The organism is Aeromonas sp. 25-AL00135, assembly GCF_054052385.1.
In genome coordinates this window covers 72,906-92,950 of the sequence record NZ_JBSTYQ010000015.1, presented here as the reverse complement: position 1 = coordinate 92,950, position 20,045 = coordinate 72,906, and the positions used below count along the sequence as shown (strand labels likewise).

22 protein-coding genes are annotated in these 20,045 nt (G+C 55.8%); 6 read left to right on the top strand and 16 right to left on the bottom strand.

What is annotated here, in order from left to right:
- Positions 1-10 precede the first annotated feature (10 nt).
- Positions 11-475 (top strand): aspartate carbamoyltransferase regulatory subunit, encoded by a 465-nt coding sequence (gene pyrI / locus ACW5XC_RS14945; RefSeq protein WP_005339730.1) that lies wholly within the window; start codon positions 11-13, stop codon positions 473-475.
- A 200-nt stretch (positions 476-675) separates the two neighbouring features.
- Positions 676-1,167: an arginine repressor gene (locus ACW5XC_RS14940; RefSeq protein ID WP_005339728.1), complete on the top strand. Its 492-nt coding sequence runs from the start codon at positions 676-678 to the stop codon at positions 1,165-1,167.
- Positions 1,168-1,299: 132 nt separating this feature from the next.
- On the opposite strand, the gene ACW5XC_RS14935 is transcribed toward ACW5XC_RS14940, so the two are convergent.
- The 4 genes from ACW5XC_RS14935 to arcA form a co-directional block, all read right to left on the bottom strand.
- Positions 1,300-2,706, bottom strand: coding sequence for a YfcC family protein (locus tag ACW5XC_RS14935; protein ID WP_005339725.1), 1,407 nt, complete (start codon positions 2,704-2,706; stop codon positions 1,300-1,302).
- Between the two features lie 123 nt (positions 2,707-2,829).
- The gene (argF, locus tag ACW5XC_RS14930) at positions 2,830-3,834 is read right to left on the bottom strand and encodes an ornithine carbamoyltransferase (RefSeq protein ID WP_021231476.1); all 1,005 of its coding nucleotides are present in this window, start codon (positions 3,832-3,834) and stop codon (positions 2,830-2,832) included.
- Positions 3,835-3,913: 79 nt separating this feature from the next.
- Positions 3,914-4,840, bottom strand: a complete 927-nt coding sequence (gene arcC, locus ACW5XC_RS14925; protein WP_005339719.1) for a carbamate kinase — start codon at positions 4,838-4,840, stop codon at positions 3,914-3,916.
- A 62-nt stretch (positions 4,841-4,902) separates the two neighbouring features.
- Positions 4,903-6,123, bottom strand: coding sequence for an arginine deiminase (gene arcA / locus ACW5XC_RS14920; RefSeq protein ID WP_005339718.1), 1,221 nt, complete (start codon positions 6,121-6,123; stop codon positions 4,903-4,905).
- A 747-nt stretch (positions 6,124-6,870) separates the two neighbouring features.
- On the opposite strand from arcA, the gene ACW5XC_RS14915 reads away from it, so the two are divergent.
- The 3 genes from ACW5XC_RS14915 (at position 6,871) to ACW5XC_RS14905 (ending at position 8,162) form a co-directional block, all read left to right on the top strand.
- Positions 6,871-7,047, top strand: coding sequence for a hypothetical protein (locus ACW5XC_RS14915; RefSeq protein WP_005339717.1), 177 nt, complete (start codon positions 6,871-6,873; stop codon positions 7,045-7,047).
- A 97-nt stretch (positions 7,048-7,144) separates the two neighbouring features.
- Positions 7,145-7,792, top strand: a complete 648-nt coding sequence (locus ACW5XC_RS14910) for an AAA family ATPase (RefSeq protein ID WP_005339716.1) — start codon at positions 7,145-7,147, stop codon at positions 7,790-7,792.
- Between the two features lies 1 nt (position 7,793).
- Positions 7,794-8,162, top strand: coding sequence for a hypothetical protein (locus ACW5XC_RS14905; protein ID WP_005339715.1), 369 nt, complete (start codon positions 7,794-7,796; stop codon positions 8,160-8,162).
- 737 nt (positions 8,163-8,899) lie between these two features.
- On the opposite strand, the gene hemN is transcribed toward ACW5XC_RS14905, so the two are convergent.
- The 4 genes from hemN to ACW5XC_RS14885 form a co-directional block, all read right to left on the bottom strand.
- Complete coding sequence (gene hemN / locus ACW5XC_RS14900) at positions 8,900-10,273, bottom strand: oxygen-independent coproporphyrinogen III oxidase (protein ID WP_042054842.1); 1,374 nt, start codon at positions 10,271-10,273, stop codon at positions 8,900-8,902.
- Positions 10,274-10,304: 31 nt separating this feature from the next.
- Complete coding sequence (locus ACW5XC_RS14895; RefSeq protein WP_042054843.1) at positions 10,305-10,745, bottom strand: DUF2489 domain-containing protein; 441 nt, start codon at positions 10,743-10,745, stop codon at positions 10,305-10,307.
- Positions 10,746-10,756: 11 nt separating this feature from the next.
- On the bottom strand, positions 10,757-11,344 hold the full coding sequence (gene yihI / locus ACW5XC_RS14890; RefSeq protein ID WP_042054844.1) for a Der GTPase-activating protein YihI: 588 nt from the start codon (positions 11,342-11,344) through the stop codon (positions 10,757-10,759).
- 836 nt (positions 11,345-12,180) lie between these two features.
- Positions 12,181-12,798 (bottom strand): c-type cytochrome, encoded by a 618-nt coding sequence (locus ACW5XC_RS14885; protein WP_005339710.1) that lies wholly within the window; start codon positions 12,796-12,798, stop codon positions 12,181-12,183.
- Positions 12,799-12,940: 142 nt separating this feature from the next.
- On the opposite strand from ACW5XC_RS14885, the gene yihA reads away from it, so the two are divergent.
- Complete coding sequence (gene yihA, locus ACW5XC_RS14880) at positions 12,941-13,597, top strand: ribosome biogenesis GTP-binding protein YihA/YsxC (RefSeq protein WP_042054846.1); 657 nt, start codon at positions 12,941-12,943, stop codon at positions 13,595-13,597.
- A gap of 775 nt (positions 13,598-14,372) precedes the next feature.
- On the opposite strand, the gene ACW5XC_RS14875 is transcribed toward yihA, so the two are convergent.
- From ACW5XC_RS14875 to dprA, 8 genes are all read right to left on the bottom strand, one after another.
- A complete protein-coding gene (locus tag ACW5XC_RS14875) occupies positions 14,373-14,633 on the bottom strand; it encodes a DUF1488 family protein (RefSeq protein WP_042054847.1) in 261 nt (86 codons plus the stop codon).
- The gene (gene aroE, locus ACW5XC_RS14870; protein ID WP_042054848.1) at positions 14,630-15,451 is read right to left on the bottom strand and encodes a shikimate dehydrogenase; all 822 of its coding nucleotides are present in this window, start codon (positions 15,449-15,451) and stop codon (positions 14,630-14,632) included. The genes ACW5XC_RS14875 and aroE overlap by 4 nt, the downstream gene beginning before the upstream one ends.
- 103 nt (positions 15,452-15,554) lie before the next feature.
- The gene (gene hemF / locus ACW5XC_RS14865) at positions 15,555-16,463 is read right to left on the bottom strand and encodes an oxygen-dependent coproporphyrinogen oxidase (protein WP_042054849.1); all 909 of its coding nucleotides are present in this window, start codon (positions 16,461-16,463) and stop codon (positions 15,555-15,557) included.
- A 112-nt stretch (positions 16,464-16,575) separates the two neighbouring features.
- Positions 16,576-17,136, bottom strand: coding sequence for a Sua5/YciO/YrdC/YwlC family protein (locus ACW5XC_RS14860; protein WP_042054850.1), 561 nt, complete (start codon positions 17,134-17,136; stop codon positions 16,576-16,578).
- A gap of 135 nt (positions 17,137-17,271) precedes the next feature.
- Complete coding sequence (purE, locus tag ACW5XC_RS14855) at positions 17,272-17,775, bottom strand: 5-(carboxyamino)imidazole ribonucleotide mutase (RefSeq protein WP_005339704.1); 504 nt, start codon at positions 17,773-17,775, stop codon at positions 17,272-17,274.
- A 74-nt stretch (positions 17,776-17,849) separates the two neighbouring features.
- Positions 17,850-18,407 carry a DNA topoisomerase family protein gene (locus tag ACW5XC_RS14850; RefSeq protein WP_042054851.1) on the bottom strand — a complete coding sequence of 186 codons (558 nt, stop codon included), beginning with the start codon at positions 18,405-18,407 and terminating at the stop codon, positions 17,850-17,852.
- Between the two features lie 55 nt (positions 18,408-18,462).
- Positions 18,463-18,936 carry a DUF494 family protein gene (locus ACW5XC_RS14845; protein ID WP_005339699.1) on the bottom strand — a complete coding sequence of 158 codons (474 nt, stop codon included), beginning with the start codon at positions 18,934-18,936 and terminating at the stop codon, positions 18,463-18,465.
- Positions 18,929-20,044: a DNA-processing protein DprA gene (gene dprA / locus ACW5XC_RS14840; RefSeq protein ID WP_042054852.1), complete on the bottom strand. Its 1,116-nt coding sequence runs from the start codon at positions 20,042-20,044 to the stop codon at positions 18,929-18,931. Before dprA ends, ACW5XC_RS14845 begins: the two co-directional genes overlap by 8 nt.
- Position 20,045: the final 1 nt, after the last annotated feature.

Genomic DNA, 20,045 nt, shown 5'->3' with positions numbered 1-20,045 from the left:
GGGGAATATCATGTCTGACAAGAACCAACTGCAAGTCGAAGCCATCCGTCACGGCTCCGTCATCGATCACATCCCCGCTGGCCAGGGCATCAAGATCCTCAAGCTGTTCCAGCTGGTTGAAACCCAGGAGCGGATCACCGTCGGCTTCAACCTGAAATCCGGTGCGCTGGGCAAGAAGGATCTCATCAAGATTGAGAATACCCGCCTGACCGAGCAACAGGCCAACCAGCTGGCGCTGTTCGCCCCGAAAGCGACCGTCAACATCATCGAAGACTTCAATGTGGTGAAGAAGCACCAGCTGGAGCTGCCGGAGTTCATCGCCGGGGTGTTCCACTGCCCCAACTCCAACTGCATCTCCCACAACGAGCCGGTAGACAGCTACTTCCGGGTGCGCGAAGTGAAAGGCGTGGTGCGGATGAAGTGCAAATATTGCGAGAAGTCCTTCACTCAGGACATCGTCAGCGAGCGTTACTGATATCTGATTGGGCCCCGCGGGGCCCATTTTTGAACCCTGTCACATCACCGAATTTCCAGTCAGCTATAATTTGCCATCGCAAGATGGTAATGCCCGCTCATTCCCTGCATATAGATGGATTATCAGTGTTTTTGCCTGATAACTGACTGCTATGGCAGATATCGCGCGTTTACCTCCGGTCATCATCAAAGGAATTCGCCGTGGTCAAAACCCTCAGTCGTCCCGTTGCCCAAGAGCCCGACCTGGCCCAGCTGGATGCCTGTCGCCAGATCATCGGTCAGCACTGCTACAGCACCCAGGAAGAGATCCGCCGCGAGCTGTCGGAGCGCGGCTTTGCCGACATCAGCCAATCCACCATCTCCCGCCTGCTGCGCCGCCTCGGCGTGGCCAAGGCCCAGAATGCCAACGGCAAGAAGGTCTACACCCTGGTCGACGAGCAGCTGGAGCCCGCCGGCAGCACCCGCTCGATCCACGACATGGTGCGCGAAGTGGTGCACAACCAGCAGATGGTGCTGATCCACACCACTCCGGGCGCCGCCACCGTGGTGGCTCGCCTGCTGGATCGCAACGCCAATCCCGAGATCATGGGCGCCGTCGCGGGCAATGACGTGGTACTGGTCGCGCCGCGCCATATCAGCCGTACCCGTCAGGCCCATGCCGCCGTGGTGCGCACACTGGCGCAGGCCCGCTAAGCTCTCTCCCCCAAATGTATTGAGGCGACCCGCGGGTCGCCCTTTTGTTGCCTGCGACTTTGTGCCCATCACTTCTTGCGCCTATAAAAAACGGGAGCCCGAAGGCTCCCGCTTCATCTTGCTTGTTATCCCTCAGGAGAGCACGGCGCCCAGGCTCAGGCAGACCACGATCAGCACGGTCAGGATACCGAGCAACGGAGCCACCCACTTCAACCAGCGCACATAAGGCACCTTGGCAATAGCCAGGCCGCCCATGACCACGGCGGAGGTCGGGGTCACCAGGTTCACCAGACCGGAGGCAGACTGGTAAGCAGTCACCACCAGATCGCGGCCCACGTTGGCGAAGTCGGCCAGCGGCGCCATGATCGGCATGGTCAGTACGGCCAGACCGGAGGAGGACGGCACCAGGAAGGAGAGCACCACTTCCAGCACGAACATCACGTTGATAAAGACGATGGTGGAGAGGCCGGTCACGATCCCTTCTGCACTGTGCAAAATGGTGTGAGTGATCATACCGTTATCCATTACCACCACGATACCGCGGGCGATACCGATGATCAGCGCCACACCCAGCAGGTCGCGAGCACCGTCGATAAAGTTGGAGGTCAACTCCTCCTCGCTCATGCGGGAGATAAGACCAACGATGATGGCGGCAGCCAGGAACACGCCGGAGATCTGCGCCATCCACCAGCCCAGCACGGCCACACCGTAGATCATCACGGCGAAGGCAGCGACGAAGATACCCAGCACGATTTTACGGGTCAGGGTGAACTCCAGCATCTGGTCGCTCTTGTTGCCGAGAAAGTGGGCACGGTTCTCTTCCCACTTGTCAGCTACCAGGGATTTGCTCGGATCGCTGCGCACCATCTTGGCGTAACGCATGACGTAGGCAACGCAGAGCAACCAACCAGCCACCAGCATGGCGACGCGCAGCCAGATACCGTCGGTGAAGGAGATACCGGCGGCGTTGGCGGCAATAACGGTGGCAAACGGGTTGATGGTGGAACCGAGAGTTCCGATACCGGCGCCCAGCAATACGGTTGCCGCCGCCACCACAGGGTCGAAGCGTGCGGCCATCATCACCGGTACCAGCAGGGTGTAGAAAGGCAGCGACTCTTCGGCCATGCCGTAGATGGTGCCGCCTGCGGCGAACAGCGCCATCAGGATCGGGATCATCCACTCTTCCCGGCCGCGCAGGCGGTCGGTCACACGTTCAATACCGGCATCGATGGCACCGGTCTTGGTCACAATGCCAAGAAAACCACCGATGATCAGGATAAAGAGGGAGACGTCGATGGCGCCTGCCTCATAGGTGTCGTGGTTGTAGAGGCCATCGATAGGTGCCAGCAGCACATCGACTATCCCCTGGGGATTCCCCTCCACCAGTTTGTAGGTACCCGCCACCGGCACTTCTTTGCCGAGGGCTTCGTTCATGGTCATCTCATATTTGCCGGCCGGCACTATCCAGCTCAGGGCGGCCACCAGGGCGATCAGCACAAACAGTATCGTGTAGGCTGACGGGAACTTGAATTTGGTCATGGTCCAGCTTCCTTCTGTGGGTGTGGTATCCATGCAGGCTGCGGGTTGTAGGGTTAGAGGTATTATGCCGCTGTCACATGGTCGAAAAGCCGGGGGTCGCCCCCCGGCACCACTACTGCGACCTTAGTCGCCCAGCGTAGCAACCATCACTGCCTTGATGGTGTGCATCCGGTTTTCGGCCTCGTCGAACACGATGCTGTGCTCGGATTCGAACACGTCCTCGGTCACTTCCAGGCCTTTCATGCCATATTTGTCAGCCACTTCCTTGCCCATGGTGGTCTCGTCGTTGTGGAACGCCGGCAGGCAATGCATGAACTTCACATCCGGGTTCTTGGTGGCGTTGATGACATCCATGTTGACCTGATACGGGGTCATCAGTTTGACGCGCTGATCCCAGGCTTCTTTCGCTTCACCCATGGATACCCAGACGTCGGTGTAGAGGAAGTCAGCACCCAGCACACCCTCTTTCACATCTTCGGTCAGGGTGATGCGTGCGCCGGTCTCTTCGGCGATCTGGCGGCACTTGGCAACCAGCTCCTCTTCCGGCCAGAAGGCTTTCGGCGCGACCAGACGGATGTCCATGCCCATTTTGGCGGCGCCGACCATCAGGGAGTTACCCATGTTGTTGCGGGCATCACCCAGGTAGGCGAACTTGATTTGATCCAGACGTTTGCCCTTGCCGTGCTCCAGCATGGTCATGAAGTCGGCCAGGATCTGGGTCGGGTGGAATTCGTTGGTCAGGCCGTTCCAGACCGGGACACCGGCGTAGGCGCCCAGCTCTTCCACGATCTCCTGACCGTAGCCGCGGTATTCGATACCGTCATACATGCGGCCCAGTACACGAGCGGTGTCCTTCATGGACTCCTTGTGACCGATTTGGGAACCGCTTGGGCCAAGGTAGGAGACCTGAGCGCCCTGGTCGAAGGCCGCTACTTCAAACGCACAGCGGGTACGGGTGGAGGTCTTCTCGAAAATCAGGGCGATGTTCTTGCCGACCAGATGCTTGCGCTCGTAGCCACCGTATTTGGCTTTCTTCAGGTCGATGGCCAGGTCGATCATGTATTGGATTTCGCGCGGGGTGAAGTCCAGCAGTTTCAGGAAGTTACGGTTACGCAGATTAAAAGCCATGATGAGTTCTCTCTATATAAGTTTCAGACCAGTTCGGGCAGTAGTGTTGACTACGCATTCTCAGTACAGATGTCGGTAATTACGCATGTACGGTGCGGGTGGCGACGATATTGGTGCCGGCTTCCCCTTTGAGGATGGCGAGGCCATCTTCCAGCGAGCCGATGCCGACCATGCCGCCGGTCGCTTTGACAAATTCACAAGAGGCTTCGACTTTCGGCCCCATGGAACCTGCGTCGAACTTGACCCCGGCCAGCTCGTCCGGGCTGGTGACTCGCAGTGGACGCTGGGTCGGTTTGCCCCAATCCAGGTAGACAGCATCGGCATCGGTCAGGATCAGTAGGGCGTCGGCCTTGATCTGCTTGGCCAGATAGGCGGCAGACATGTCCTTGTCGATGACGGCTTCAATACCGGTCAGGCTCTGGCCATCCCAGGTCACCGGGATACCGCCACCACCGGTACAGATGATGAGGTGACCCTGGGCAATCAGGGTTTCGATGGCGTCGCCTTCGACGATGCGCTGGGGCAGCGGGGACGGCACTACGCGGCGGAAGAACTTGCCGTCAGCCTTGACCACCCAGTGCTTCTCTTCTGCCAGGGTGCGGGCTTCAGCCTCTTCGTAGACGGGGCCGATAAATTTGGTCGGGTTGGCGAATGCCGGATCCTTGGGATCGACCTGCACCTGAGTCAGCAGCGCGGTGACGTTGCGGCTCGGCATCAGGTTTTTCAGCTCCTGGATCAGCATGTAGCCGATCATGCCCTGGGACTCGGCACCCAGCACATCCAGCGGATAGGGGGATACCTTGGTGTATGCGCTGTTTTGCAGAGCCAGCAGGCCGACTTGCGGGCCGTTGCCATGCACCAGCACCACGTTGTACTCCTGAGCGATCAGGGCGATGGTCTTGGCGGCGGTGGCGATGTTCTTGCGCTGGATATCCGCTTCCAGTGGCTCACCACGACGGAGCAGTGCATTGCCACCCAGAGCGACGACGACAGTTGGTTTTTTCATAGTGGTTAATCTCGAGTTTGGTTCTGTGTGGCGCCAGCTTCTGCCGGCGCCACACCGTCTCATCAGATGCTGTCGCGTTCCATCGGGCAGCTCATGCAGCGGGCGCCGCCGCGGCCACGGCCCAGTTCATCACCCGGGATGGAGAGGACTGTGATACCGGCTTTGTCATATTTCTCATTGGTGTAGGTATTGCGCTCGTAACCCACCACCACGCCGGGACGTACGGTCAGTACGTTGTTGGCGTCGTTCCACTGCTCACGTTCGGCTTCGAAGCTGTCACCGCCAGTGGTGATGATCTTCAGCTGATCCACGCCCAGCGCTTTCTCGATAGCGGTGACGAAGTAACCCTCTTCCTTGATGTTCATGCCGGTGGCGCCGCCCGGAGTCAGGCTCCAGCACTGCACATCCTTGCGGATCACTTCCGGATAGACGGAGAAGGTGTCGATATCCATATGGGTCATTACGGTGTCCAGGTGCATGCAGCTGCGGTGTTTCGGCAGCTCCATGGCGATGACCTGTTTGGCCTGACCGTGTTTGAACAGGCTGCGAGCCAGGTGCTCGACACCTTGCGGGGTGGTGCGCTCGGACATGCCGATCAGCACGGCACCGCGGCCGATAACCAGTACGTCGCCACCCTCGATGGTGGAGTTGTCGTAGTCACGCTCCTCGTCACCGAAGTACTTGATGAAGTCCTGACCGGCAAACATCGGGTGCCAGCGATAGATAGCCTTCACATGGTTGGTTTCGCGGCGACGAGCCGGCTTGGCCATCGGGTTGATGGAGACGCCACCATAAACCCAGCAGGAGGTGTCACGGGTAAAGAGGTGGTTGGGCAGCGGCTCGATGATGAAATCGGTCGGAGCGTGCATGCCCACTACCATGTTGACACCGCTGTAGGGCATCTCGGAGTAGGTCAGGCCGCCGGAGAGAATGCGGGCCAGTTCGCGGTGCGGCATGTCAGCCAGGAAGCAGCGCACGTCGTTGGCAAAAGAAGAACCGAGGCGGTAGTCGGAGACCTGATGTTGCAACAGCCAGGTTTTGGCTTCCGGCACATCAAGTGTTTCCGCCAGCAGATTGGTCAGCAGGAAAACTTCGACATTCTGATCGCGCAGTACCTGAGCGAATTTGTCGTGCTCCTGACCGGCACGTTCAACAGACAGGACGTCATCGAACAGCAGATCCTGGCAGTTGGAAGGAGTCAGACGCTTCAGACTGAGGTTGGGGCGGTGCAACATGACACGGCGCAATTGGCCAACTTCAGAACCTACATAAAATTTGCTCATGATTATATTCCGTCTAGCAGTGGTCCCTGCGAGTGATTGAATAGATTCCTTCTATTCATGCTCGTGGCTAAGGCGGGATATTCTTTATGTAGGGTACTCGGCTTGTGTTCTATCCTGCCCTTGCCTTTCGAGAGCGAGGTTAGACCTGCCAATCACTGCAAACTTAGAGATTGATCACATTCAATCAGAACTGAATATATTCACCATCCAATCTATGACCCCGGTAGCAAATTGCGCATTTTCCACACAAAGCGCACCGAATAACCATGCAAAATCACCCTGCTATATTTCAAATTGATTCATTTTTTATTCATGCCAGTTCACTGGGGTGATTAAATGCAAATAACAAAAACCGTTAAAAATCATAATAATAAATGAAGCGATAAATAGAATTTGAATATTATCCCCTATGTATTGAATACATCGCCGTGACGAGGGAAACGCGGGAGAAATAAATACTCACATCGACCACATTCACTGCATAAATCTTTTCTTGTTCCAGATCATGGCATTGATGCCAACCCCATCAGGCTCGGCCTCATAAGTCACCACCTCTATGTGTGGCTCAACTTAATATGCACAAAGTCCGCATCGAGGTGGGCAGCCATCCTCGTCGGTCACCACAACGCCTTTTGATACTTTTTTCATTAATTGAATTTATTCGTCTCACCTTGCGCTGGCGCCAACCTCGACTTAACTCAGAAAGTGATCCAGATCACACAGGAATGGCACTACCAAGGAGTTGTTATGAAGATGAAACCCATGCTGTTGCTCGCGACTTTGCTGCTCTCTGCGCTCCCCACCCTCAGTCAGGCTGAAGGAGCCCCTGCCATGCCCATGGTGGTATGCCATGTCGACAAGGCCCCTCAAATGCTGGTACCTGACTATGTCTGCCGCTGGCAGGGAGGCAGCGTTCATTACTAGTCGAAACAACGAGAGGAGCATCACTCCTCTCGCCTTGTGATGAGACTGGCCCCTCCTATACTGAAATCAGCGGTTTTCTCATGGATAGGGGAACGTCATGATCTTGTTGGTCGGTGGAGAGAAGGGGGGGAGTGGCAAGAGCTGCCTGGCACAAAATCTGGCGGTCTACCTCAGATCCCAATTTCAGGGGGAGGTGTTACTGGTCGACTGCGACCCGCAGCGCACCACCTCTGACTGGATTCAGGAGCGCAATGACAACCCGGAGCTACCACAAATCAACTGCGTACAGCTCTATGGCAATATTCGCAACGACCTGCTCAGCCTGAAGAACCGCTACGACTACGTCATCGTCGATTGCGGCGGGCAAGATAACCGGGCTCTGCGCTCCACCATGGCTGTCGCCACCCACGCCCTGATCCCCTTGCGCCCGAAACGTCGCGACCTCAAGACCCTGCCCCACATGGAAGATCTCATCACCACCTGCAAGATGGTTAATCCGACGCTCAATGCAGCCGTAGTGCTGACCCAGTGCCCCGCCCTGCCCAATCAGGTAAAACGCATTCTCGAAGCGAAAGAGGTTTGCTCCTCGTTCGGTGTCGACGTCCTGAACGCCATCACCTACGGCCGCAATGTCTATGACGACAGCGAAGAGAAGGGACTGTCGGTGATGGAGATCGAGCCGGATGGCAAATCCGCCGAAGAGATCCGGGCCATCGCCAAAGAGTTCCTGCAAGTGGGGGTGTGAGATGGGTCTGGCCGATCTGAAGAAAAAGCACCAGCTGCATCACCAGAAGAAGTTCACCGTCGACGAATTTATCGAAGATGCGGAGTTCTACGCCAAAGGCAAACCCAAGGTGGTCAGCCTTGAACTAGGCCTGCATCGTGACGAAGCCTTGTCGGCGCTGGCCTTTATCGAGAGCGGCGAGCACCTGAAGCCCAGCTACAAAAAAGCCACCTTCTCCATGAGCACGGTGGCCATCGACGAGCTGGGTAATCTGACCCAGCAAGACGGCATGAACAAGTCCCTGTTGCTGCGCCTCTTTACCCACTACTTCTCTTCGCTGACTCCTGAAGAGCGCCAGACCATTTATGAGCGGCTCAACCAGCGCTCATAATTTCTCCATTCAACCGCTCTTTGTGTGCCTCGCCAACTCACCTCGAATGACCATCATCAGACTGCAAAATCGGTTTCTGAAGCAACCAAAACGCGCTGTAAGAGATCTGCCATTCCATATGTAAGCCAACAGCCGAAAAGATCCCCGAGATAATCGGAAGATAAGATCTTAAAACATGAAGATGAGCAACTTAACCAGCTGTTTATAAATGAATAAATCGAAACTAACCACTTTCGAAATAGCTAATGACAAAAACGTTTTCCAATCTGGCGTTGTAGCCGGTTAGAAAATCCTTATAGTTACTCATGCACGGACGCAATGAAGTCGGTCAGGAAGATTGGCTGCCAGGGTTGGGCAAATGGACTCACCACAGGATGTGGTAAAGGACACCTCCCAGGACGGAGAAAGTGCGACGGGACAGGATGACTCGTCAGGCCAAGATGGCTAAAGGACACCCCAAAGGATTGGGAAGGGGAAACCTAAAGGAAGAGGTAAACAGTCAGGGATTGCAGGGAGCAACTTCGTTCAAGGATCTGAGCGATACGACTACCGGGGGCGACGCAAGTCGCCCCCATCTTTTTATCTGCATTTCACCGTCCCCTTGCTTGGCTCTCAATTGCTTGCCTCAGCGCAGAGACTTCTTACCAGAACCTTCCCAACCCGCTGCTTAAGCAAAAATACATATGAAAGGGGCGCCACGATGGCGCCCTTTTCTGTTTTCTAATCGGCAAACAAGCTTATATCACGCGAGAAAACTGCTGCTGGCGCGCCTTGTTGCGCAAGTACACGTCGAAGCACATGCAGATATTGCGGATCAGCAGCTGCCCGGTGGAGGAGACCTCCAGATCATCCTCCGTCATACGCACCAATCCATCGTTGATGAAGGTCTGCAACAGCTTGAGATCGTCGGCAAAATACTCTCTGAAATTTAGCCCGTGCGCCTGTTCGACAGCAGCAAAGTTCAGACGGAAATCACAGATGAGCCGCTTGATCACCTCACGGCGGATCAGGTCATCCTGATTGAGCGAGCAGCCTTTCCACTGGGCATGACCCAGCTCTGCAACCTGCGCGTAATAGGCCTTGAGCTCTTTCTGGTTCTGGGAGTAGGCATCACCGATCATGCTGATGGAGGAGACCCCCAATCCCAGCAGATCGCAATCACCTTGTGTGGTATAGCCCTGGAAGTTGCGGTGCAGCTTGCCCTCGCGCTGCGCCACCGCCAGCTCGTCATCGGGTTTGGCAAAATGGTCCATGCCGATGAACTGGTAACCCTGACCAGTGAGGAAGGCGATGGTGTCCTGCAGCATGGCCAGCTTCTCCTGCGGAGCAGGCATGTCGTCTTCTTTCAGCTTGCGCTGGGCGGCAAAGCGGCTCGGCAGATGGGCATAGTTGAAGATGGAGAGGCGCGCCGGATCCGTCTTGAGCACCTCTTCCAGCGTATGGTGGAAGCTGTCACGATCCTGATGCGGCAGGCCATAGATAAGGTCGAGGTTGGTCGAGCGGAAGCCAAGTTCACGGGCCCGTTCCAACATGGCTTTAATAAAGTCGTTGTCCTGCTCGCGGTTGACCGCAACCTGCACATCCTTGTTGAAGTCCTGCACCCCAAGGCTGATGCGGTTGAAGCCGACGTCTCGCAGCACATCCAGCATGGTAATGGCAATCTCGCGCGGATCGACCTCGATGCTGAACTCCCCCTCTTCGGCGAAATGGAAGTGCTCACGCAGCATGGCCATCAGACGGCGCGTTTGCGCTTCATCCAGATAGGTGGGTGTACCGCCCCCCCAGTGCAGCTGGGTAACCAGACGATGCTTGAAGAGCGGGGCTTGCGCCTTGATCTCCTGCTCCAGGTAGTCGAGATACTCGTCAGCCTTGTGCTGATGACGGGTAATGACCTTGTTGCAGCCGCAGTAGTAGCAGAGCTTGTGACAGAAAGGGATATGCACATAGAGCGACAGATTGCGCTCGGGATACTGGCCGGCAGCGTGGACAAAATCCGGATAGCCAAAGCTCTCGTTGAACTCCAGCGCAGTGGGATAAGAGGTGTATCGCGGGCCACTGTAGTTATATTTTTCGATCAGGGCCTGATCCCACACAATCTGTTCTGCTTGCACGCTCGCTTCCTCTCTTGTTGTTATTGTTGGCTCACCGACCTAACTGAAAATCCTTCAGCTGGGCCACATCCTTGAGGATCTGGGCCTCCAGCTCGGCCTCGTAGCCGCTGCGTTCGAGATCCATCTTCATCACTTCATTGCGCTTGAGGGCACGTCTGGCCTCATGAGTCGGCATATCTTTCACCTTCTCATACAGCCCGTACAGACCCGGGAACTCGGCCACGAACGCTCGCCCTTCCTTGATCTGCAACGCATCCAGCAGATTGGTCAGCCGAATGGCGCCTTCGGAGTAATCGCACTGCCCCTCCTGCACCGCATGAGCAATGACCCGCACGCTCTCCAGAATTCGTTCATTGCGAGCGGTAATCGCCTGCCACTGCATCGCTTGCTGTCGTCTCAGCCTGGCCAGCAGCATGCCTGCATAGATGGCCAACCCTGACAAAATCAGGCCGCCCAACAGGGCGGCCAGCATCCATCCACTCATCACTTTTTCTTCGGCTCAGGCTTGGGTTCCGGCTTGAAATCGACCTGGTTGAAACGGTCCCACAACTCCTCTTCGGAGGCCGGTTTCTGCTCGTCGAACTCTGCGTCATCGCCATCATCAAACGGCATCTCATCATCTTCATCATCGTCGTTGTCGATGATGCCCAGCTCATCCATCAGCTCCTGATAACGGTCGACACGCTGATCAACCCAGGCCTGCTCGGCCGCTTCCAGGGTTTCACCTGCATCAAGACGATCCAGCAGATCATTCAAGCGATCATCGTTTTCGATGGAAGCCAGCTCCTGCTCGGGGGTCATCACCAGCTTCTTCTCTTTCACCGCCTTGGGTGCTGCCGGCTTCTTCTGTTTGTCATCCACCACCAGAACTACCGGCTTGCGGGAACCGATACGCGGATCTTTGGACTGGCTGTTGCCAGACTTGTTCTTCGGCTGTTCAACTTGCTGACGAGAACCAGCCTTCAGGCCCTTTCGCTTGGCAGCCCGTTTACGCTCACGGCCTTCCTGTGCACTGACATCAGATTCTTTGCGCTTGCCAGTAGGCTTGCGAGTGGGTTGTTTGGCAGACATGAATGGCTAACTCCGAAAATAACTGGTTTGACCCGTACCCGGGATGATCTCACCCGGTGGGATACGATGCGAGGAACAGTAAGGCTGGAACAAGAGCAGGATCCCGCACCAATCAGGCCCAATCAGGCCACTGAACACCGCAGGATCGGTATCCTCTGGGCATGTTGCTGGTATTTTGACACAGAATGGCTAATCGGGTTAATGACCCAAAAGAAAAAAGGCAGCCGAAGCTGCCTTGATATGTTCATGCGTGCGCCATCCTGAATGGCAAAACAGTCTGTTTCGTCCTCTCCATGACAACTTGTCGCCGCATCATATCGTTGTGTGGTCATCCTGACCTTATATTGGTCGTTCCTGAATGTGCGTGTGCTTGTTTGACCCGTCTCGACCGCATCCTGCCATCGTGCCGGGGAGTCTGCATCCCGCAACCCCATCCCGCTCCGGAGATGGTCACCATCCTGATCCTTCAATCCTTTGCCAGCTCATCCGAGCCCATGGCATCCCGCCACGCCAGCCATCCTCTGCTCACAACACCTTGTCGTGAAACCGCCACCCAATCCGTGGGTGAATCCATTAAGCCTACTGTACCAACTCTATAAAGCGGCTCAATCCACTCAAAACATTCTCAACATGTCGAAAAACATCAACACTCATATAATTCATTGATAAGTAATGATTATTTAATATTTTATGCAATTTTATGAGCCTTGACCTGCCTTGAGAATGGGAGATCTCTTACAGAACGGGGGGATTAAACCGAGAATTATCTGAAAGCCATAAAAACAACGGGGAGCCCAGGCTCCCCGTTTCAACTCAAATCGACCGTATCGACTATATCAGTGCAGACCCGCCACATATTTGGAGAGAGCTTCGATATCCTGATCAGTCAGTTTCTTGGCAACGTCCCGCATCATGCCGTTCGGATCGTTGTCACGCGTCCCGGCACGGAATGCGGTGAGCTGAGCTTTGATATAGGCAGGATGCTGGCCGGACAGGTTGGGATACTTCGCCTGTTCGACACCCGAGCCACGGGGACCATGGCAAGCCGTACAAGCTGCCAGACCGCGACTCATGTCACCACCCATATAGAGTGCCTTGCCCGCTTCGACCACGTCGTCAGGGACAGCGATAGGGGTAACCTTCAGGCTGGAGAAATAAGCCGCCAGGTCATCCATGTCCTGTTCCGACAAAGGTAACGCCATCGGCCCCATCACTGGCGCAACCCGGCCAATTTGACCAGAAGCGGCAGCCTTCAGTTCAACTAACTGCTTTTTGATATATGATGCGTGCTGACCAGCAATTTTGGGGTACATATCAACCAGGCTGTTTCCGTCCGGTCCATGACAAGCCGCACAAACGGCAGCCTTGGTCTGTCCCGCAGCGGCATCGCCCTTGGCTTGTGCCATCCCCGTTACGCCAACCATCAGAGCAAGAGTAATGACTAGGTTCTTCATGGCGTTCCAACTTTTCGTTATTAGGCTTCCAGATCCCATGCCGCTGAAGGCATGTTAAAATAAACGCGTTTAAGCGACGCTATTTTACACCATTTTACAAAAAAGTAACTCTATAACCCTCTATCTCCATGGGGAATTTACGTTGGATACACAAACTCTGAATTTCAATAAGGTGCATTTTGTGACCAGCGCACCCGACATCCGTCACCTGCCAAATGATAGGGGTGTCGAGATCGCGTTTGCCGGCCGTTCCAACGCCGGTAAGTCATCTGCATTGAACACCTTAACCAAACACAAGAACCTGGCGCGCACCAGTAAGACACCCGGTCGTACCCAGCTGATCAACCTGTTTGAGCTGGAACCGGGCAAGCGTCTGGTCGACTTGCCGGGTTATGGTTATGCGCAAGTTCCGCTGGAAATGAAGCTCAAGTGGCAAAAGTCACTGGCAGAGTATCTGCAGCGCCGTGAGTCATTGAAAGGTCTGGTGATCCTGATGGACATCCGCCACCCGCTCAAAGATACCGACATGAACATGCTGGAGTGGAGCTCACACCGTCAGCTGCCCGTCATGCTGCTGCTGACCAAGGCTGACAAACTGAGCCCCGGCCCGCGCAACAACCAGGTGATCAAGGTGCGCCAGGCCGTTGCCAACCTCGGTTCCCAGATCCAGGTCGAAGCGTTCTCCTCCCTCACCCATATCGGTGTGGAGAAGCTGGCGCAAACCCTGACCGAATGGTACGTCAGTGGTGACGATACCGACCTGCTGGACGCTGATGAACAGCAACCTGCCGAGGAGTAATCTACTCCTCGCTCTCCTTGCAATTGGCGGAGCACTCCTCCGCTGATTGAAAGGGTTTCAGATTGCCGCTTTCACCTGCCTTACGACAAACGCCCCGCATGCGCCTCCCCTGCTATATTCAATACAGCTTACAGTTCATATAGATAGGTGGTTAATTCACACAAACAATTAACTTAAGTAGGCATTGATAGCGTTTTCAAATTCGTTCTTTCAAAACGAACAAGAATCACAAAAAGAGACAAAAATGAAATTTAATTACAAGACCTAACCGAAAGGGATAAAAATGAGGCCGGACGACAGTGATGCCATCCAGCCTGAAATAATAAGTTCAAAAAATTGGGAAGAAGCTGAATCTTGAGTACCAGACGACAGGTATTCCTCAAGAAGCAGCCTCATTCTATCAAATGCATCGCCAATTTAAAGCATTTACTCTAAATGATGCGCATAAAAAAACACCCCGACGAGAACCTCATCGGGGCAGCTATTCAGCCACATTCAATTACGTGAAATAAAAGGTCTGAAAGATAGAACATCTTACCTCTGTACCCTACGCAGACAACTGTACAGCAAAGCAGCAGAAAGTGAAAGTAATTTATGTAATTTAGTTTCACAACTTACAGATTAAGAAAAACCCTTTACTTTCATGCAGATAAAAAAATCCCCAGTACGAATACCGGGGAGTTATAAAGGTGACTAGCTAGCACTTCCTCAACTATCTAGTTAGTCAGCGCCATTTCAAAGTAGTTCCGCTACAAAACAAAAAAACTTTGAAAAATCAGAGATAGATAGAGCCATCTTCAGCAAACTCTTGTTCTTCAATGAGTTTTTCAGCCATGTCTTCAATATCAAAACGTACACTTTCGAAGGCTCTGACGATATCATCCTCCCTCGTCAGCGCCAGACCGGTCATTCTCTCCAGTCGCCGCTGGCTGATGTAACAATCTATCAGCGCCCCCATCTGCTGGGCAGGAAAACGCACCCGCTGTTCGTCAGCCTGCCACTCCATCAGGTCGGGAAACAGAATACCCTGGTTCATATCACCCCCAAGTTACGCTTCAACTCTCTCAATACCTGTTTAGTCCCGGGACGAATTCCGCGCCACACGGTAAACGCTTCGGCGGCCTGTTCCACCAGCATGCCGAGTCCATCCATGGTTTGACGGGCCCCATGCTGTTTGGCCCAACTGATAAACGCCGTATCCGAGGCGCCATACATCATGTCGTAGATGGCAATATCAGTGTGGATCAGGGCTGGGGCCAACGGCGGCAGCTCTCCTTGCAGGCTGGCGGAGGTAGAGTTGATGACGAGATCGAATGGCCCTGCCAACTGCTCATAGGTCTGAGCAGTCACAGGCCCTAGATCGTGGAATTCGGCGGCCAACTGTTGCGCTTTTGTGTGGGTACGGTTGGCGATCACCAGCTCGCTCGGCAACTCAGCCAGCAGCGGCGCCAATGCACCGCGAGCAGCGCCACCGGCACCCAGCAGCAGGATCCGGCTATCCGCCAGCGTCACACCATGGGACTTGAGATCGGCGACCAGACCGGCGCCATCTGTATTATCCCCCAGCAACACGCCATCATCGGTCCGCTTGATGGTATTGACCGCGCCCGCCCGTTTGGCCCTTGGGCTCAAGCGATCGACCAGAGTGAATGCCTGCTCCTTGAAGGGCACGGTGACGTTGCAGCCCTTGCCCCCTTGGTCAAAGAAGGTGCGCAGGGCGTGGGCAAACTCGTCGACGGCGGGTTCAGCCAGTCCATACTCCAGCTCTTGCTGGGTTTGTCTGGCAAACAGGGTGTGAATGAAGGGGGACTTGCTGTGGCGCACCGGGTGGCCAAAAACCAGATAACGATCCATCAAAGAGTTCCATCAGAGGGCAATATTCCGATTTAACGGGTTTTCGCACTCGGGAACAAGCCGAATATCGGCCAGTAAAAAGGGGCCATCATGGCCCCTCGGGTCACAGCCATTCTCGCGGCGCGAGATAGTCGGTGTAGAGCAAGGCTTCAGGAGTGCCCGCCTCCGGCTGCCAGTCATACTCCCAACGTGCCAGCGGTGGCATCGACATCAGGATCGACTCGGTACGTCCGCCGGTCTGCAACCCGAACAGGGTGCCACGGTCATACACCAGATTGAACTCCACATAACGGCCGCGACGATAGAGCTGGAACTCCCGCTCCCTCTCGCCATAGGGCACTGCCTTGCGTCGCTCGATGATCGGCAGGTAGGCATCGAGATAACCCCGACCTACCGCCCGCATAAAGGCAAAGCAGTCGGCAAAAGGCCAGCGATTAAGATCGTCAAAGAAGAGACCGCCCACCCCTCGCGTCTCGTTGCGGTGCTTGAGGAAGAAGTAGCGATCGCACCAGGATTTGAACTCGGGGTAGACCTCATCACCAAAGGGCAGGCAGAGATCACGGGAGACCTGATGCCAATGCTGGACATCCTCGGCAAACGGGTAGAAGGGCGTCAAATCGAAACCACCGCCAAACCACCAAATAGGCTCTTCACCCTCTTTCTCGGCGATGAAGAAACGGACGTTGGCGTGGCTGGTCGGCACATAGGGGTTGTGCGGATGGATCACCAGCGACACGCCCATCGCCTCGAACTTGCGACCGGCCAACTCGGGCCGATGGGCTGTAGCAGAGGCAGGCATGGCATCGCCATAGACATGGGAGAAGTTGACGCCCCCCTGCTCGATCACTGCGCCGTGGCGCAGCACGCGAGTGCGACCACCGCCACCGCCTTCACGGCTCCAGGCATCTTCCACAAAGTGTCCACTGCCGTCGGCCTGCTCCAGACCACGGCAGATCTCGTCCTGCAACTGCAACAGGAAGGCCTTGACCTGGGCCACATCCGGTTTGCTCATCTTGTCTCCAGTCAGGCAGGATCGTGAACGCCCTGTCCATTTTTATAGTTAAATCCATCCGATGAGCTCACCGCTCAGCGGATTGATGGCAAATCATGACGTATCCGCCTGCTCAGGAAGGGCGAATAATAGCGCCGGTTCGGGCGTCCTTGATCTCGGAGGGGTTGGCTTGACCACCCACTTCACCGGGCAGGATATAGGCTAACTTGCTTGCCAGCCGCTCACCAATATCGGCCACCCGACGGGCAGGCTCCTCACCGGTCAGGTTGGCGCTGGTAGAGACCAGCGGCTTGCCAAAGGCACGGCACAACGCCTGTACCTGAGGATGAGCCGTCACGCGCACCGCCAAGGTCTCGAACTGCCCGGTCAGCCAGGCCGGCGTCGTCGCACGGGCAGGCATGATCCAGGTAAAAGGACCGGGCCAGCTGGCTTCAACCCGAGCAAGTTGTTCACCGCTAAGCTGGCTCAGATCGATGTAATCCTGCAATTGCGTCAAATCGGCAGCAATCAGGATCAACCCCTTCTCTACCGGACGCTGCTTGATGGTCAGCAGTCGCTGCACCGCCACTTCGGAGTCGGGATCACACCCCAGACCAAACACGGCCTCGGTCGCATAGGCAATCACCCCTTCCTGTTGGAGGGCGGCAACTGCCTGTTCAAATTCATTTGGCATAGGAAAAATGCGGCAGCCTGGCTGCCGCCTCGTCACTTAGTAGCAAGTTGAATCCATACGGCGGCGACCACAACAAAGTGACGTTTTGCTGTAGCACAGGAAAAATACGACACATCCGGATCGCCACCTATTCACTTACTTGAGTTGAGCCTGCAGGGCGGCATCCTTGGCCATCACCTCTTCGGCATTCTTCTGGCGTTCGGCCCGAACCTTGGCCGCCAGTTCATCATCGGCTACTGCCAGCATCTGGGCTGCCAGATAACCTGCGTTCTTGGCACCGGCTTTGCCGATCGCCACGGTCGCCACCGGTACACCACCCGGCATCTGCACGGTGGAGAGCAACGCATCCAGCCCCTTGAGCGGGCCACCATCGATGGGCACCCCGATCACGGGACGAGTCGTGATGCCGGCTACGGCACCCGCCAGATGCGCAGCCAGACCGGCAGCACAGATAAAGACCTTGCAGCCACGGGCCTCGGCATCGGTCACATACTGATGGGTCGCAGCCGGCGTGCGGTGCGCGGAGGTGACTTTGACTTCCACTGCGATATCAAATGACTTGAGCACCTCGAGGGTGGTCTGCATCACGGGGAAATCAGAATCAGAGCCCATCAATACGGCAACAAAGGGTTTATTCATGGTGGGAATTTCCTTACTCCAAGTGGGGGGTTGAAGTTCACCGAAAACGTTTCAATCCGGTTGCGGCGGCGGGATTATACCTGCTCACTTTGGTGGCCGCATTTCTTTTGCGGACAGACCCAACGCAGAGTTCCCCTCACTTTTTTCTCTACCATGATGCCCCAGCCACACGCGGGACAAGGCATGGGGATCGGCTTGTCGTTCACCACATATTTGCAATGGGGATAGCCATCACAGGAGTAAAACTGCTTGCCGTAGCGGGAGGTACGGCTCACCAGATGCCCCTTGCCGCACTCGGGGCAGAGGATCTGGGTATCATCGCTCTCCTGCAGGGATTCGATATGCTGACAGGCCGGATATTGAGTACAACCGACAAACAGACCGTAACGCCCCTTCTTGATCGCCAGCGGCTGTCCGCAATCGGGACAGGCAGAGCCTTCGAGCACTTTTTCGATGTCGCGGCCGGATGGCGTCAGGGAGCGAATGTAATCACAGGCAGGATAGGCAGAACAGCCAAGAAAGGGGCCATGTTTGCCCTGGCGGATCACCAGCTCGGCCCCGCACTGCGGGCACGGCTCGCGCTCGAAGGCATGTTCGTGGGCTGAAAAGAGGTGATGATCGATTTTTGACATGGGCCGCGCCTTGAAATCCAGATGGCCTGAATTCTACCAGCGCGGCACCGGACTGTCAGTGAATGACGCCGTCTGACTCATCAAACACCAGCTCTTCCATCTGCTGGTAGGCATTTTCACTGCCCGGTACGTTGAACAGCACCATCATGACGACCCACTTCAGGTCATCCAGCTCGATATCCGGCTTGTCCAGCTCGAGCAGGCGCTCGATACAGATCTCGCGGGTTTCGGCATTCAACACCTGGGCCTGTTCCAGAAAGAGCAGGAAGCCGCGGCACTCGGTGCTGAGGCGTGCCAGCTCTTGCGGAGCATAGATACGCATCGAGCCTTGCGCGCTGGCGGTAACATAGACCTCCCGCTCGCTATCGTGCAGATTGGCCAGCCGCTCCAGCCAGTCGAGCGCCTTGTCGATCTCTTCTTTATCGAAACCGGCCCGGCTCAACTCGTCGGTGAGCTCATCCTGCTCGACCATCACATCTGCATCGCTGTGGATGTAGGTCTCGAAAAGGTACATCAATACATCAAACATGATTCGCCCTCCTCGCTCTGACGTATCCACCGGCTACCGCCATCACTGCACCGGCCAGCTCCAGCTCTACCAACCTGCCCAATACCACTTCGACAGGAAGCTGGGCCCGCTCGGCAACGGTATCCACGCTCGTGGTCTCATAATCTACGTTATCCAACAAATCGGCATAAGGCAATTCGCTATTATTCGGTTGCTCAGATGGTATGACCGACGAATGTGGCCGTGCGACCCACTCTGGCAGCTCTTCCACTATATCGGCCGCACTCAGCACAAGTTTGCCCCCCTGCTGAATTAATCTGTTGCACCCTATCGCCTGGGCGTTTTGCGGGGCGCCGGGTACCGCAAACACTTCGCGCCCCTGTTCAAGCGCATAGCGAGCGGTGATCAGCGAACCGCTCTGCTCGGTCGCCTCCACCACCAGAGTTCCCAGCGACAGACCACTGATAATACGGTTGCGACGAGGAAAATGTTCAGCCAGCGGCCCTTTATCCGGCGCCAGCTCGGAGATAAGCAAACCACCACTCTCCAGAATCTGTCCTGCCAGCCCCTGATGGCGTTTGGGGTAGAGGCAATCCAGCCCGGAACCCAACACGGCAAGGGTGATACCGCCACAAGCCAGCGCTTGCTGATGGCAAACACCATCGATACCGAGCGCAAGGCCCGAGGTGATGGCTAACCCGCATCCAACCAGCTCGCTACAAAGGCGGGAGGCATTATCTTTGCCTGCATAGGTAGGATGGCGTGTCCCCACCATTGCCAGCTGGGGTAGCGACAGCGCAGCAAGATCGCCACGACAGTAGAGCAACAGGGGGGCCGCGGGAATTTCCCGCAACAAGGGTGGATAAACCGGGTGATCTTGCGGAATAAGGAGATTGTCAGGCAAAGCGGCCCAAGCCAGGCTCTGCTCAACCACCGGCGAGGGCCAGCGCAGTTGTTTGATCTGCTCTGACGACAACCCCATACCATGCAGTTGTGCTTCATCGCTCTGAAACAGGGCCTCAATACTTCCCCCAGCCCGTTCCAACAGACGTGCAGCGGTCACCGGACCAATACCGGTGACCGCATCGAGAGTTAGCCAGAGCGCCAGACGCGCGTCGGGGTAGTTCACC

What these genes read in the sequence shown, in the direction of transcription:
- pyrI (WP_005339730.1), top strand. Translation starts at nt 11, where the DNA reads ATGTCTGACAAGAACCAACTGCAAGTCGAAGCCATCCGTCACGGCTCC.
- ACW5XC_RS14935 (WP_005339725.1), bottom strand. Translation starts at nt 2,706, where the DNA reads ATGACCAAATTCAAGTTCCCGTCAGCCTACACGATACTGTTTGTGCTG.
- argF (WP_021231476.1), bottom strand. Translation starts at nt 3,834, where the DNA reads ATGGCTTTTAATCTGCGTAACCGTAACTTCCTGAAACTGCTGGACTTC.
- arcC (WP_005339719.1), bottom strand. Translation starts at nt 4,840, where the DNA reads ATGAAAAAACCAACTGTCGTCGTCGCTCTGGGTGGCAATGCACTGCTC.
- arcA (WP_005339718.1), bottom strand. Translation starts at nt 6,123, where the DNA reads ATGAGCAAATTTTATGTAGGTTCTGAAGTTGGCCAATTGCGCCGTGTC.
- ACW5XC_RS14915 (WP_005339717.1), top strand. Translation starts at nt 6,871, where the DNA reads ATGAAGATGAAACCCATGCTGTTGCTCGCGACTTTGCTGCTCTCTGCG.
- ACW5XC_RS14910 (WP_005339716.1), top strand. Translation starts at nt 7,145, where the DNA reads ATGATCTTGTTGGTCGGTGGAGAGAAGGGGGGGAGTGGCAAGAGCTGC.
- ACW5XC_RS14905 (WP_005339715.1), top strand. Translation starts at nt 7,794, where the DNA reads ATGGGTCTGGCCGATCTGAAGAAAAAGCACCAGCTGCATCACCAGAAG.
- ACW5XC_RS14895 (WP_042054843.1), bottom strand. Translation starts at nt 10,745, where the DNA reads ATGCTGGCCGCCCTGTTGGGCGGCCTGATTTTGTCAGGGTTGGCCATC.
- yihI (WP_042054844.1), bottom strand. Translation starts at nt 11,344, where the DNA reads ATGTCTGCCAAACAACCCACTCGCAAGCCTACTGGCAAGCGCAAAGAA.
- ACW5XC_RS14885 (WP_005339710.1), bottom strand. Translation starts at nt 12,798, where the DNA reads ATGAAGAACCTAGTCATTACTCTTGCTCTGATGGTTGGCGTAACGGGG.
- ACW5XC_RS14875 (WP_042054847.1), bottom strand. Translation starts at nt 14,633, where the DNA reads ATGAACCAGGGTATTCTGTTTCCCGACCTGATGGAGTGGCAGGCTGAC.
- aroE (WP_042054848.1), bottom strand. Translation starts at nt 15,451, where the DNA reads ATGGATCGTTATCTGGTTTTTGGCCACCCGGTGCGCCACAGCAAGTCC.
- hemF (WP_042054849.1), bottom strand. Translation starts at nt 16,463, where the DNA reads ATGAGCAAACCGGATGTGGCCCAGGTCAAGGCCTTCCTGTTGCAGTTG.
- ACW5XC_RS14860 (WP_042054850.1), bottom strand. Translation starts at nt 17,136, where the DNA reads ATGCCAAATGAATTTGAACAGGCAGTTGCCGCCCTCCAACAGGAAGGG.
- purE (WP_005339704.1), bottom strand. Translation starts at nt 17,775, where the DNA reads ATGAATAAACCCTTTGTTGCCGTATTGATGGGCTCTGATTCTGATTTC.
- ACW5XC_RS14850 (WP_042054851.1), bottom strand. Translation starts at nt 18,407, where the DNA reads ATGTCAAAAATCGATCATCACCTCTTTTCAGCCCACGAACATGCCTTC.
- ACW5XC_RS14845 (WP_005339699.1), bottom strand. Translation starts at nt 18,936, where the DNA reads ATGTTTGATGTATTGATGTACCTTTTCGAGACCTACATCCACAGCGAT.